General features: G+C 38.0%; 9 protein-coding genes and 1 pseudogene. 1 reads left to right on the top strand and 9 read right to left on the bottom strand.

Going from position 1 to position 14,340, the window contains the following annotated elements; all coding sequences use genetic code 11:
* Positions 1-196: 196 nt before the first annotated feature.
* From ACVPON_RS05700 to ACVPON_RS05660, 9 genes and pseudogenes are all read right to left on the bottom strand, one after another.
* The gene (locus ACVPON_RS05700) at positions 197-1,975 is read right to left on the bottom strand and encodes an ABC transporter ATP-binding protein (protein ID WP_462877036.1); all 1,779 of its coding nucleotides are present in this window, start codon (positions 1,973-1,975) and stop codon (positions 197-199) included.
* Between the two features lie 8 nt (positions 1,976-1,983).
* Positions 1,984-3,720 (bottom strand): ABC transporter ATP-binding protein, encoded by a 1,737-nt coding sequence (locus ACVPON_RS05695; RefSeq protein ID WP_462877034.1) that lies wholly within the window; start codon positions 3,718-3,720, stop codon positions 1,984-1,986.
* Positions 3,721-5,040: 1,320 nt separating this feature from the next.
* Positions 5,041-5,706 carry a type II-A CRISPR-associated protein Csn2 gene (csn2, locus tag ACVPON_RS05690; RefSeq protein ID WP_462877032.1) on the bottom strand — a complete coding sequence of 222 codons (666 nt, stop codon included), beginning with the start codon at positions 5,704-5,706 and terminating at the stop codon, positions 5,041-5,043.
* On the bottom strand, positions 5,693-6,037 hold the full coding sequence (gene cas2, locus ACVPON_RS05685) for a CRISPR-associated endonuclease Cas2 (protein ID WP_462877030.1): 345 nt from the start codon (positions 6,035-6,037) through the stop codon (positions 5,693-5,695). The genes csn2 and cas2 overlap by 14 nt, the downstream gene beginning before the upstream one ends.
* On the bottom strand, positions 6,034-6,900 hold the full coding sequence (cas1, locus tag ACVPON_RS05680) for a type II CRISPR-associated endonuclease Cas1 (protein ID WP_462877028.1): 867 nt from the start codon (positions 6,898-6,900) through the stop codon (positions 6,034-6,036). The genes cas2 and cas1 overlap by 4 nt, the downstream gene beginning before the upstream one ends.
* Positions 6,882-10,988, bottom strand: a complete 4,107-nt coding sequence (gene cas9 / locus ACVPON_RS05675; protein WP_462877026.1) for a type II CRISPR RNA-guided endonuclease Cas9 — start codon at positions 10,986-10,988, stop codon at positions 6,882-6,884. Before cas9 ends, cas1 begins: the two co-directional genes overlap by 19 nt.
* Positions 10,989-11,710: 722 nt before the next feature.
* Positions 11,711-11,962, bottom strand: a complete 252-nt coding sequence (locus ACVPON_RS05670; RefSeq protein ID WP_462877024.1) for a hypothetical protein — start codon at positions 11,960-11,962, stop codon at positions 11,711-11,713.
* A gap of 122 nt (positions 11,963-12,084) precedes the next feature.
* Positions 12,085-12,938, bottom strand: a pseudogene (locus ACVPON_RS05665) (TOTE conflict system archaeo-eukaryotic primase domain-containing protein).
* 199 nt (positions 12,939-13,137) lie between these two features.
* Positions 13,138-13,686, bottom strand: a complete 549-nt coding sequence (locus tag ACVPON_RS05660) for a hypothetical protein (protein ID WP_462877022.1) — start codon at positions 13,684-13,686, stop codon at positions 13,138-13,140.
* 277 nt (positions 13,687-13,963) lie between these two features.
* On the opposite strand from ACVPON_RS05660, the gene ACVPON_RS05655 reads away from it, so the two are divergent.
* On the top strand, positions 13,964-14,293 hold the full coding sequence (locus tag ACVPON_RS05655) for an IS630 transposase-related protein (protein ID WP_462877020.1): 330 nt from the start codon (positions 13,964-13,966) through the stop codon (positions 14,291-14,293).
* The last annotated feature ends 47 nt before the right edge of the window (positions 14,294-14,340 follow it).

The following is a 14,340-nucleotide window of genomic DNA, read 5'->3' as shown; positions in this document are numbered from 1 at the left end:
TTGAAAACTTTAAAAAACGCATTTTGATTGCTTTAAACGTAAAGAAAGAGAGAACGAAGTTCGTCCTCTCTAGGTGTTAGCTTTTCATCTACCCACTACAGTTGACAAAGAGCCAATAAAAACAGCTTAGAATCAACATTTTTAATGATGTGATTCTAAGCTGTTTTCTATTTCGAAGACTTTTTGCCCAGCCTCTTTATGCACTTTCTTCTTTTTTTGCGAATTGACTATTGTAGAGATCATAGTAGAAGCCTTTATCGGCTAAGAGACTCTGATGCGTTCCTTGTTCAATGATTTGCCCATCTTTTAAGACCAAAATCTTATCAGCTTCTTGAATGGTTGATAAGCGGTGAGCAATGACAAAGCTGGTGCGTCCTTTCATCAAATTCTTCATTGCCTTTTGAATCAAGAGCTCCAAGCGGGTATCAACAGAACTGGTCGCCTCATCGAGAATCAAGATTTTAGGATCTGCTAAGAGTGCCCGTGCAATCGTCAAAAGCTGCTTTTGACCAAGCGAAATATTGCTAGATTCTTGATTCATCTCCATATTGTAGCCACCAGGCAAGGTCCGAATAAAGTGATCGACATTCGCAGCCTTAGCTGCCTCAATGATTTCCTCATCTATCGCCTGTAAATTCCCAAAGCGGAGATTCTCCTTAATCGTTCCCTCATAGAGCCAAGCATCCTGCAAGACCATCCCAAATTGCTGACGGTATGCCTGACGAGAAAGATGACGGATATCATGTCCGTCTACCGTAATTGCTCCACTTGTCACATCATAAAAACGCATCAAGAGGTTGATTAAGGTCGTCTTTCCAGCCCCTGTAGGACCAACAATCGCCACCATTTCACCCGGTTCTACTTCCAGATTAAAATCTCGAATCAAAGGTTTATTTTCCACATATTGGAAATCCACATGCTTGAAACTGACCTGGCCTGTCAAATCATGGGCTAAATCCTCTGTCACTTCCATCGGCTCATCAGCCTCGTCTAAAACTTGAAAAATCCGCTCAAGTGACGACTGGGCACTTTGCAAAGGTCCTGCTAATTGGGTCAAGGTCTGAATAGGCTGACTGACCTGCCATACGTACTGGACGAAAGCCTGCATATTCCCTATGGTCAGACGGCCTGCAATAACCTGCAAGCCACCGACAACAGCGACCAGTAGATAGGTCAAATCAGATACTGCATGTAAAATTGGCATCATCAAGCCAGAGATAAAACTTGCCTTAAAACCAACGTATTGCAAACTATCCGTAATATCTTGAAAATCCTCCCTTGAAGCCTCTTCACGACCGTAGAGCTTTAGGACATTGAACCCAGACAAGTTCTCTTGGACAAAACCATTGAGCCGACCTAAAATAGCCGCCTGCTCCTTGAAATAAGGTTGTGATTTTTTAAGGATAAGCTGAGCACCAACGTATGTCAGAGGAATGCTAATCATGACAATCAATGCCAATTTGAAATTCAACACAAGCATCATGACTACTACCAAAAGAATCGTAAAGACTGCATTAACCAACTGAAGTACACTCTGTTGGAGAGCATTGGATACCGTCTCCACATCACTGGTAAAGCGCCCCAAGACATCGCCAAATTGCTGTTTGTCAAAGTAAGCAACCGAAATGCGATTGATTTTGCGACTCAAATCATTGCGCAAATCTGCCACCGTCTGCTGAACAGCATTGGTCATAAAATAATTGGAATAGTAGGCACCAATTTCATAAAAGAGAGCCCGGATAAGATACAGCAGTAAAATCCAGAAAATATAGGTTACGTTGATGCTAGCACCTGCCACACCTTGTCCCATCTCCATCAGATTTTTGGTCAACTCAGTAATTGCAAGCCCTAGTACAAAAGGTTCCAAGACACTCATCACAACACTGAGAATCTTGAGGAAAACCGCTGCAAAAAGAGCCAGTTTATACACCTTTAAATAGCTCCATAAACGAGCAAAACTAGATGATTTTTTCATGCTTCCTCCTATTCTTCTGTTAATGATTGACTATTGAGTTGAGAATTGGCGATTTCACGATAGATATCATTAGTCTCCATCAGCTCTTCGTGGGTACCACGACCGATGATTTCTCCCTTATCAAGGACGATAATCTGATCAGCATCCATAATTGTTCCCACACGCTGAGCCACAATGAGGACTGTCGCATTTTCCGTCACCTCTTTCAAACGACGGCGCAAGATAGCGTCTGTCTTATAGTCCAGAGCTGAGAAAGAATCGTCAAAGATATAAATATCTGGTTCTTTGACCACCGCACGGGCAATAGACAGGCGTTGCTTTTGCCCACCCGACAAATTGCTCCCGCCTTCTGCCAAGTGAGTTTCAAATTGCTCTTCCTTACTCTCAATAAATTCACGTGCTTGCGCCACATCTGCTGCCTGATGTAGTTCTTCATGACTAGCATCTTCTTTCCCATAGCGGAGATTTTCAGCAATCGTTCCAGTAAAGAGGAGAGCCTTTTGTGGAATAAAGCCAATCTTCTGCCGAAGTGCCTTGAGATTGTAGGAACGGACATCTACACCGTCAACCAAGATTTTTCCAAGAGTGACATCATAGAAACGTGGTATCAACTGTACGAGAGAAGACTTTCCAGAACCAGTTGAGCCGATAAAGGCAATCGTTTCTCCCGGTTTTGCTTTAAAGGAAATATTATGTAAGACAGGGCTTTCTGTTTCTCCTGGATAGGCAAAGGTCACATTATCAAATTCCAAATACCCCTTAGTCCTTGTCTCTGTTATCCCAGCTTCATTAGGATTGATCGAAATCGGCATCTCCATCACTTCTCTCAAACGTTCGCTAGAAACCGCTGTCCGAGGGTACATTGTAAAGAGATTAGACAAAAGAAGAAAGGACAAGAGGGCATGGAAGCTATATTCGATAAATGCGACCAAATCCCCAATCTGCAAATCCCCTTGACCGAGTGGTGCCAGTGCAAACCAGACGATGGCTACAATCATAGCAATGATAATCTGTACAAATAAAGGCTCTGTCAAGCCGGTTAACTTAAAGAGACGGTTGGAATTTTGTGCATACAGATTATTTTGCTCTGCAAAACGTTCTTCCTGAAATCCCTCTCGAGCAAAGGCACGGATCACCCGCAAGCCCGTCAAGTTTTCCCGGGCATACTGATTGATTTTATCCAAGGTTTTCTGCTGCTTTTCGGACAAGGGACGGGTCTTCACCGCTACATACCAAACAACCATGGCTAAAAATGGCATGGCAAAAGCCACAATCCAAGCCATCGATGGACTGGTCAAGAAAATCATCATAACACTTGAAATCATCATCAAAGGGGTAATAACCCCTAATTTCAAGACTTGTTCCGCAAACTGCATCAAGACGAAAGCATCGCTTGTCATCCGCGTCACTAAAGATGAAACCCCAATCTGCTCATATTCATGGTGCGAATACTCTTGCAACTTAGCATACAGATCATTTCGCATGTCACGAACCATGCTCGTCGTCAATTTACTAGCTGCATAAGACAAGACAATCCTCCCCAAGGTTCCAAGAACAATCACGGCTAACATAAGCATCGCCCAGAAATACAGGCGTTCCGTATCTTGTCTATTAACTCCCTCGTCAATCATTCGTGCTAAGACAGTCGGTAGACCAAGATTAACAACCACAAAAAAGATAGCACCAAGCAAATCCAAGACCAACCACTTAGGATATTTTTTCAAGTAAGACCAAATGTAGTTCATTTCTCCTCCTCATACTCGTAAAAATCAACATCTGACGCTCGTCACTCACCTTGTGAATGCTTCAAAAAGGAGCTCCTTTTCTAATTTCCAATTTAAAATAGCTATCAACTAGTTTAATTCCACCTATTTTTGATAACAAGCTTACCAGACCAATTCCCCCTCCACCACTCAAAATAACGGAAGTTCGTCAAATCTCGATCTTTATAGAGTAGTATAATAAGAAAAAAGCACTAAATAGCACTTTTTTCGATTTATTGATACCCAGTATATCAGAATTTCAGGAAAAACTCAACCGTTCAAAAATAGTAGTCTTCCTAATCAGATGCCTATCCACTCTAAAAGCGGAACCATTCAAAACAACACAGCTCTAAAACAGTTGGTTCAATTTCGCTTTAAGCTCCTCCGTTTTGGAACCATTCAAAACAACACAGCTCTAAAACATTGATAAGCCAGCACTGTAACCTTTTAGACCCCATGTTTTGGAACCATTCAAAACAACACAGCTCTAAAACACAAGGCGATGATAAGTTCGGTATCTCTATGTTTTGGAACCATTCAAAACAACACAGCTCTAAAACTTTCTATTTATCATTGAGTAAGTGACTTTAGTTTTGGAACCATTCAAAACAACACAGCTCTAAAACTCCTCTATAAGCATTCCTACAAAATATATAGTTTTGGAACCATTCAAAACAACACAGCTCTAAAACCTCGCAGACAATTTTTGTCCAGAAGATTTCGTAATCGCGCCACTCATCCCAGCTAGACTTCAGCTTCAAATAATTCCATTTCTTTACTTATTATATCTCAAATAGCTTGTTAAATCAATGCTTCTAAACATATAAAGTAAAGTTTTCCTTAGTTCACAATCCTCCATTGTAATGACCAATTTATTAAATTCTTTGCCTGATTCCCCTTTTTCTTTATAGGCATTGTAGGTATCTATAGCTACACACAAAAGAGATTTGGTAAAAAGTTTTACTCCCTTTATCACAACTAGTATAGTTGTTTCGTTTCCTTTTAGTACCAGGCAACGAGCTACAGACTGCTTCAACAGTCTAATGACTGTTGAAGGTTGGAAATCATACTGACGATAGTCAGTAACAATCGTAGAGTACGGCAAAGCGTTGAAGTAATAAAAGGTAAACGAAATGAGTATAAAACATATAGACGCGTGGTCAATCGACATCTTTGACCGCTCTTAAAGTTCCTCTAAGGAGTATCTAATCAGCTTATACGAGGTACTTACAGTTAAGCCCAGCTTAGAAATAGGAAGAATAGAGCCTACATATTAAAGCGTCTACATTCTTTTCACTCGTATTAACTCATATTTTCTGCCACTAAGAAGTAATCAGTATCCAACACATATTGAGGAAAATCATATAGCCGTCTTGGTTCTAGAAACAAAACCGTTTGATGGGATAATTCGATGTATTCCATCAAACTGTGCATTTCAGTTTGAGTTAAATAGGATCCGCTATTCACAAAAATTAAGAGTCTCTTCTTACTGAGGTACTTATAAATCTGTAGTATTTCAAAACATTTTTCAAAAATACTATCGCTTTCTGTTTCAATTTTTACCCCTAAGGCCTTAATCAACTCCAAAATAGTAATCTCATCAAATTCTAAATCCAGCTCATTTTCCAAACACTCAAAGGCAATCAGCTCCGTAATGGTAGCAGCTAATTTTTCAACCATTGATTTCACTTCTGGTTTATCATTGAACTGAGATTCTAAGTCTGCATGAATAAGCTTCAATAGCGCAGGTGCATTGACATCATATCCTAAAATATCCGTCACCACCATGAGTTCGGATTCCTTAAGAGATTTGAACTTACTATCAAATACCTTTAACTCCCCATCTTCATTATAACTATAAAAATGTTTAACCAGGGCTGAAAATACTGTCACATCTTCAACAACAAGAATGGTTCCATTTCCCAACTGCAAGGGTTCATCTAAAATCGGAAAATTAATCTTCAACATCATAAGTCTCCCCAAGAAACACGACACGGCTATCTGAATTTGCAACACTCTGATTTCGTTCACCATATAAGTAAAGCATCCTAGCAAATTGCTTCTCCGTCACCGTCAACAAGGTAATGCTTCCCTTTTTGGGATTATTCTCTTGAAGACGATCTACCATAGCTTTCCTAGCAGAATTGTTAAGCAACAACTTACTATAAACGGAAAATTGGTGCATGATAAATCCTTCACTTAACAAGAACTTCCGAAATTTCCGATATGCCTTACGCTCCTCAGCTGTTTCCATTGGCATATCAAACATTAACATCATTCGCATATATCGATAACTCATATCCTAAACTCAGGAACTCCTTTTCCTTGATTGTTCAAGGCTTTGACCACCTTTTTTGTATAGTCACTAACAATATTCGATAAATACATTTCTTTATTATTATAGAGATAGGTCTCCGAAAATAGGGTAAATAACTCACGCTTCATTTTCACAAATGAATGATTTCTATTTTCATAGATAATCCTGTCAACAATAGGACGGAAAGGCTCCATAATATCACTTGCAAAATTGAATTGATTAAACTGGTTCGCATGCTTGAGACCGAATTGCGTCATGCAACCACAAACAACAACTTCCCGTGCAAACATACTCAACAAAAGGGTATAGCCATAATCAAGACCAGCATTAATGTCATTTTCCTGTTCCCGTGAGAAATCATTTCCAAATAAAGTATTAAAATAGATACGTGCGGAATGCCCCTCACGGTTACTCGGATCAAATGGCTCTAAAGTATGGTATAACTCCATAATAGCTTGTGATTTTTCAAAGAAAGAGCATTCTCCCAGATACAAATTTTGATTCAGAATTTTCTGAGCAATAATGGCTGTCCAGACTTCACATTTTATCTCAACGTTCCATGAAATCTGATTACTTAACTGTAAGCTCGAATCATGCCGGGCATAATAAGGAAGAAGCATAGCGGTTGGCAGGCGCTTATCATCACAAAATATCACTAAAATATTTGCATCAACTAAACGTTTCACCAGCATTGTCGATAGGACAATATCAGTGGTTTCTAGCAACACAATATCAATCTCTGACAAATGGATCATCTCCGTTTTATAGGCATCCTTAAAAATCAGATGATTATTCTTATAGGATAATTTTGAATGTGTATTAACAACTACCGTTCGCCATCCCATAATTCCTCTCCTAGCTTGCTAAGATCAATACGTGTTTCATAAAGTCCCGTGATAGATTGGTGGATGAGAGTGGCAGAAAGGATTTCAGCGGTAGATGTATAGCGTTTTCGATCAATCGTTTTATCAAAGAATTTGAAAGCAGCTGGTGCCCCCATAGCAGTAAATGTGAACAGTGACTTAAATTGTGTAGCTTTCTCACTAATAGGTCTGTCTTTAGCGTCCTCGAAAGTTTTAACAATTTTTTCTAAATTCGATTCTGCCTGAATATTCTTATTAGAGAAACGCTTAATACAATTCATCATGTCAACAAAGTAATGACTATTTCGAAGTACAAAATCTCTCTTTCTTTCAACAGCATCTATTTGGGCTGTCAGCGATTCAAATCGTTCGGCTAGATATAAAAATTTCACCCAATCTATTGGAATAACGATCTCATTGCCCTTTTGAAGCTCTTTGGCACTTGCTAGCAGTCGCTTTCTTCCATTCTCCAATTCAAACAGACTATATTTAGGTAATTTAATAATCGTATCTTCACGTATGTTTTGATAGCCTTTATCTTCTAAAAACGCAATCGGATTTTCCTCAAACCTAGACCGCTCCATAATGGTAATCCCAATGATATCTTTAAGGGTTTTTAGCTTCTTAGTCTTCCCTTTTTTCATATCCGCTACAAAAATAATGGAATACGCAACCGTTGGACTATCAAAACCACCATATTTCTTTGTATCCCAGCCCGTTTTACGTGGAATCAATTTATCAGACTCACCTTTGGGCAAAATAGATTCTTTCGAAAATCCTCCTGTCTGTTCTTCAACCTTCTTCACAATATTGATTTGTGGGTATGAAAGAACTTTTTTAACAGTAGTGAGATGTTTTGTCTTATCCCAAGCAATTTCTCCTGTTTCTTCGTTCACTTCAATCCTTGGGCGTTCAATAACCCTATTATCAGTTAATATGACTTTCGTTTTAAACATATTCATGATATTAGAATAGAAGAATAGCTTTTGAGTAGCTGTTTTACGTTCTTGGTAGCTATTGTATTTCGGGTACTCGCCATAGACAAATTCCGGCTCCAGTTTCGGATATTTCACTAAGAGCGCTTTTGCAACAACTGCATTGAGATAGGCATCGTGTGCATGGTGATAGTCGTTGATTTCACGAATTTTATACAATTCAAACTCTTTACGGAAAGTAGATACCAAGTTTGATTTTAGGGTCACAACCTTTACATTACGAATGCGTTTGCCTTCCTCATCAAATGTTTTATTAAACCGGTCATCTAAGATACGAGCAACATGTTTTGTAATTTGTCTTGTTTCAACTAATTGCCGTCTGATAAATCCAGCCTTATCATCTTGACTGAGTTCTTTCTTTGTTAAATTCTGATATTTTCTCTGAGAAATCAAGCCACTACTCAATAATTTATCCCAAAATGGTCTCATCCTCCTAACAACATTTTCACTCGGGACATCATCTGATTTACCACGATTTTTAGCCGATGACACTAGAACTCGATTATCAATCGAATTGTCTTTAATAAAAGCCTGTGGAATAATATGGTCAATATCATAGTCACTTAGACGTTCGATATCTAGTGGATCTCCCGTATACATATCTCGACCATTTTGAAGATAGTAAAGATAGAGCCTATCGTTTTGTAATTGAGCATTTTCAACAGGGTAGTGTTTTAGAAGATCGCTACCAAACGCTTTTATAGCATCTGTTAGTCCTTTTAACCGTTGTTGAGAATTGCGACGCCCCTTGGCTGTGGTCTGATGTTCACGCGCCATTTCAATCACAATCTGCTCTGGTTCATTTCCCATGACCCTTACTAATTCATCAACAATCTTAATACTTTGTAGAATGCCTTTTTTAATAGCAGGACTACCAGCTAAATCTTGAACAACTTGATGAATATCTTCTCCATTATCCGTCGATTGAGCTTTTGCAATTTCATCTTTAAAGGTTAAGTGATCATCAGTAATAAGCTGCATCAAATTACGATTCGAATGACCATCATCAATCAAATAATCCATAATCGTTTTATGTGATTGCTTATCTCTAATCCCATTGATTAACTTCGCGGATAATCGCCCCCAGCCAGTATAGTGACGACGCGAAAGATGATCAATCACTTTTTTGTCCAACTGCTCTGTATATTTTGTCAAACGTTGCTTAATCATCTCCCTATCTTCAAAGAGTGTCAACGTAAGAACAATTTCTTCAAAAATATCAGCATTTTCAGGATTATCCATAAATGCCTTGTCTTTTATAATTTTCAACAGGTCCTGATAAGTCGTATACGAAGCATTAAACGCTCCTGTTTCCTTATCTAATCCCTGAATATCAACAATCCTAAACTCATCAAAATTCTTATCTAAGAACATCAGTAGTTTTTTCTTTGTAACTTTTCGTTCTTGCTTAAAAAGAGCATCAAAAATTTCCTGTTTTAAGTTTGCATCAAAAAATTTAGTCTCTCCTGTTTCCGTGATATATTTGATCTTAGTCAATTCATTATAGACTGTAAATTTTTCATATAGAAGGCTGTGCTTCGGCAAAACTTTCTGATCGGATAAATACAAATCATTATTGGTCATGCGTTCAATAAAAGCTTGTGCTGAACGATTTTTATCAATAACTTTTTCAAAATTCCACGGTGTAATCTGCTCTTCTGAATGAAAACTTGCCCAAGCAAAACGACTACGCCCCCTCCGATCCAAAGGTCCTATATAGTAAGGAATTCTAAAGGTCAAAATTTGTTGGATTTTCGTCGCATTCTCCTTTAAGAATGGATAGTACTCTCCTTGACGTCTTAAAATAGCTTTCATCTCTGCTAAATGTACTTGGTAAGGAATTGAACCATTATCAAAAGTCCGTTGCTTTCTCAGAAAATCCTCCCGATCTATTTTTTCAATAAATAGTGTACTACCATCTTTCTTAGTAAGCAGTTTTTTCAAGTATTTATAAAAATCTTCTTGGCTCGTTTTACCATTGATATAGCCTGCATAACCGTTCTTAGTTACATCATAAAAAACCTCTTTATAGCTATCTGGTAAGTTTTCATGAATAAATAGCTTAAGCTGGGCTAAATCCGTCTGATGCTCATTATAACGTTTAACCATAGAAGCTGATAACGGCGCTTTTGTACTTAAATCATTAACGGATAGTATGCCTGACAAAAGAATACTATCATACAATTTTCGAATAGCGACAAAGACATCTGCATACTCATCACCAATCTGCCCTAGTAAAGCTTCTAAATCTTCATCATAAGAATCCTTAGACAGTTGTAACTTGGCATCTTCAGCTAAATTAAAATTCGTTTTAAAGTTAGGAAGTAAGCCAAAGGCAAGAGACACCAGATTTCCAAAAAATGAATTTTTCTTTTGACCTGGAAAATGAGACAATACAGCCTCGACTTTTTGATATTTACTCATTTTTGTAGCAATAATGGTAGCAATATCAACGGTTACATCTGCTACATGACTATCTTCTTGTATAAGGTCATAGGTCGTTAAAAACTGGTCAAACAATTCCTGACTGTTCAGATTTTGAATATCGATTGGCTCATCAATTAAGAAGTGACCTCGATATTTGATGATATGCGCCAGAGCTAAATAAACCAGACGTAAATCAGCCCTCTCTGAAGAATCTGCTAAATGTTTTCGCAAGTGATAAATCGTTGGAAAATTGCTATAGTAATTAACTTCTTCAACCAAATTTCCGAAAATAGGATGCCGTTCACCTTTTTTATCTTCCGGAACCAAGAATGAATCTTCTAATCGTTGAAAAAAACTCTCATCAACTTTGGTAATTTCATTTTTAAAAATATCTTGCAAGTACAAAATACGATTTCTACGCCGTGTGTAACGGCGACGAGCTGTCCGTTTTAACCGCGTCCCTTCTGCCGTCTCACCACTATCAAACAACAAAACTCCCATTAAATTTTTCTTAATAAATTCTTTATCCGTGTTCCCAAGAACTTTGAATCTTTTAGCGGGCACTGTATAATCGTCAGTCATAATTGCCCAACCAACAGAATTTGTTCCAATATCTAATCCGATAGAATAAGGTTTTTGATTGCTCATCTTAATACTCCTTTTTAAATTATAAATCCTTAAAATATAACCCAATTTAATTTTACTATTTTTGGAATATATTGCAACTAAAAACTATCAAATACAAATGAAATTTGTTATCATTAAGCTGTAGGTTATATTTTAGTTTTAGAGCTATGTTCTTTCAAATAATTTCAAATTTCAAATAATTTTATTATTCTCTTATAAACCTCTTGACTATTTTTCTTTTAGGAGGTATAATGAGTTTGTTGGAACCGTTCGAAACAACACAGCAAAGTTAAAATAAGGCAGTGATTTTTAATCCAGTCCGTATTCAACTTGAAAAAGTGGGCACCGATTCGGTGCTTTTTTGTTGCTCAAATTGTATCCGTTTACATTCTCATCATACTATATTTTAAGGTTGATGACAATATTATATTGGTTTTATTTTGCGAGAAGCGACTTAAAAATGCATGTAACTTTTTTAGTTGCATGCATTTTTTTCAAACCATTGTCATCTATTGCCCTCAAAAGGATATGTCCCTTAGCAAGGATCATCACAGCATGAAATCAGCGATAAAAATAGATCATGCTACTAAATGCGTTCCCTAGAAACAATTATTTCTTTATGCGTTCGGCATGGGTTCTATTCTTAATAACCTCATTAGATGTAAACAGGCTCGTTTTTTTCCTATCCAGACTCCCATTAGACCTACTTCCATTTATTTGACCATCTATTTAATTGACTAAAATCATTCTTTCATGGCTTCATCACTGCTTTTCCCAATGATGTCTCTAAATTCTTGAACCAAGTTTTCACTTTCTATTCGAAGAATGATGGATTCTTCCCTATCAGATTGCTGACCAAATATTGGCAATTTGCCAAACCAAACGATACGATCATCCATCAATATAAAATTGGGAAGTAATTTAGCCACCTCATGCACGGTGATTGATGTACCTGCACAAAGGACACCGTTCTCCGCAGATAACATATCCAACAAGGCTAATTCTTGATCGAACCGTAATTGTCCTCTGAAAGATATTCCAATCTCATTTCCTTGCTCCTTCCAATAACAAGCAACCTAGGAAACATTGCTTGAAGATTAGAAACGAATCATCTTCTTCAAAGTAAATAAATCATTTCAGGAGTCTGATACGTTGGCTGTCTCATCGCTTGTTTTACATAATATTCTGGATTTGAAAACGACGCTAATCTTTTCAAATAGAATAACAGTTGAGGGGAGAGAGCAGCTTTCCTTACCCTTAACATCCGTCCCAACTGTATTTCTAACATTTCTTGTTCAAAGCACATCTCTAGGGACACCTTATTTAATACTTGAACCTGCTGATAAGTCACCTGCTCCAATTCTTTCAGATATAACCACTGGTCTGCATAAGGAGTATACTGTTCATCAACAAAGACTCTTCTTCCCACTTGAAAAGAATCCCCTTGCAACGGTAGAGCAATGAGATTTCCAAAACCACCCTTTGGCAAGCGATCTTGGTTTGGAAACATACGATCAAAAGAATCAAAAGACAACTTAGGTGACTCCTGCATAGCTAACTCTAGCAATTTCCGTCCAAATAATCGCACTTCTCGACAAGAGATAGGACTATCAAAGAAAAACTAGACATGTCCCCCATTTCCTGAACGAGAAATCTCAACATGTGTGGCAATTTTATATGCACCTGCGACCTGCCTCAAGATCCGAACAGCTTCTTTCCAATCTCCCTTATCAAAATCAATGGCTAACAAATTACACGTATCGTCTGTCCGAATAGGAAATAAACCAATACTTGTCTCCCCCTAAAATGCACCTTTAGCACCTCATCTGTCAACGGTTCACAGAGCCGCTTATCAGCTGGTAACTCCTTCCAACCATAACGATAAGAAGGATAATACTGTAATCTTCCCGTATCATTTTGATAGGATTTCGCATATACATCATCCCGTCCTCTAAAGAGTGAGTGGTAAATCCTTAATTTTTCAGCAGTTGTTAGCTGGGAAGGTCTTGATAGAAACTGCTTCTGAAGCTCACTCTCACTAATCAGAACGAGCTCACCAGTATCTTGATACTCTACTGTAACGAATAACCATAATAAGGATACCTATCTCTCACACAAACCAGTCTTCCCGAGGATTTCTCGATCAATTATTCCATCATGTCTCCCCAAATCACTTATCTTCGTCATACATCCAGGCTATTTGCCCAAAAATATCCATAACCCCTTCTGCAAATCCCCAACCAATATCTAATCCAACTTGATAAATATACTCTAGGTCTTGTTTTACAGACTCAAAGAAATCTTCCTGACCCTCTGCAAAATGGACAGCTACCTGGTAAGAGGTTAAAACTGCCTGATAATAAGCCGTCGACATATCCCCAAAATATTCCGTAAAACGAGTTCCATCTAGTGCGAATTGAAGATGGACCCTCGCTTGTGCTTCTGGATCCGTGCAACGCTCCCTAAAGTCATCCATTAACTTCTTGGCTGCCTTATAATCACCCCCACGACCAATGTTTTTAGGAAACATCACCTTGTGTATCTTGTGACAATAATCAGAGACCAAATCTGCTATATAGGACTTTCCCTGAAAAGAAGCATTCAGCTTATCCTTAAGCACCTTATGCTCACCATACAATTGACAGATAAGCCCCACCAACTCTTCCTTCTCCAAAGCCATCAAGCGCTTTTTTACTGCTGTTTTTGATAATGCCTTCATCATTTCCCTCCTCTTTTTATAGAAAAGATACCGTTTTCTTTATTATAGCAGAAGGTCCTAGTCGTACACAAAAAAAAGCAGATAAATATTCTGCTTTTTAAAATACACCAAGTCCCATGTTTCATTCTCTATTACAATATCCCTTTCACCTACTAGCCAAAGGATAGGTTTCTGCCTGTATTATCATAAAAGTTTTATCCTACTAAATCTGGAAGCCTGTTAAATGTAGTCAATCAGTTTTAAACCAGTAACGCAATAATTATGGTATACTAAAGTTATGGCATATGATTTAGATTTTAAAAAACGAGTGATTTCGTTTGTTCAAGACGAAGGTCATACTCGCAAAGAAGCTTGTCAGCTCTTTGATATTAGTACAAACACCCTCTATTTATGGGAACAACAGTTAAAACATCACGGGACTTTAGCAGTTAAAAAGCGTTCACCACATCCTAGAAAATTGCCACTGGATCAACTTCAGAAGTTTGTCTCAGAGCATCCAGATGCCTTTCTCCGTGAAATAGCGGAACATTTTGACTGCACACCGCAGTCTGTTTGGGTTGCTTTAAAGAAACTCAACGTAACCTTAAAAAAAGAGCACAACCTATAAAGAGCAGGACGCAGGAAAAGTCCAGCAGTTCTCAACCATTCTTAAAC

The organism is Streptococcus sp. 1F3, assembly GCF_054968985.1.
The sequence above is the reverse complement of the archived record's forward strand: the minus strand, read 5'-3'. Positions and strand labels throughout refer to the sequence as shown.

Coding starts and splice junctions, on each gene's coding strand:
- ACVPON_RS05700 (WP_462877036.1), bottom strand. CDS start 1,975: ATGAAAAAATCATCTAGTTTTGCTCGTTTATGGAGCTATTTAAAGGTG.
- ACVPON_RS05695 (WP_462877034.1), bottom strand. CDS start 3,720: ATGAACTACATTTGGTCTTACTTGAAAAAATATCCTAAGTGGTTGGTC.
- csn2 (WP_462877032.1), bottom strand. CDS start 5,706: ATGTTGAAGATTAATTTTCCGATTTTAGATGAACCCTTGCAGTTGGGA.
- cas2 (WP_462877030.1), bottom strand. CDS start 6,037: ATGAGTTATCGATATATGCGAATGATGTTAATGTTTGATATGCCAATG.
- cas1 (WP_462877028.1), bottom strand. CDS start 6,900: ATGGGATGGCGAACGGTAGTTGTTAATACACATTCAAAATTATCCTAT.
- cas9 (WP_462877026.1), bottom strand. CDS start 10,988: ATGAGCAATCAAAAACCTTATTCTATCGGATTAGATATTGGAACAAAT.
- ACVPON_RS05660 (WP_462877022.1), bottom strand. CDS start 13,686: ATGAAGGCATTATCAAAAACAGCAGTAAAAAAGCGCTTGATGGCTTTG.
- ACVPON_RS05655 (WP_462877020.1), top strand. CDS start 13,964: ATGGCATATGATTTAGATTTTAAAAAACGAGTGATTTCGTTTGTTCAA.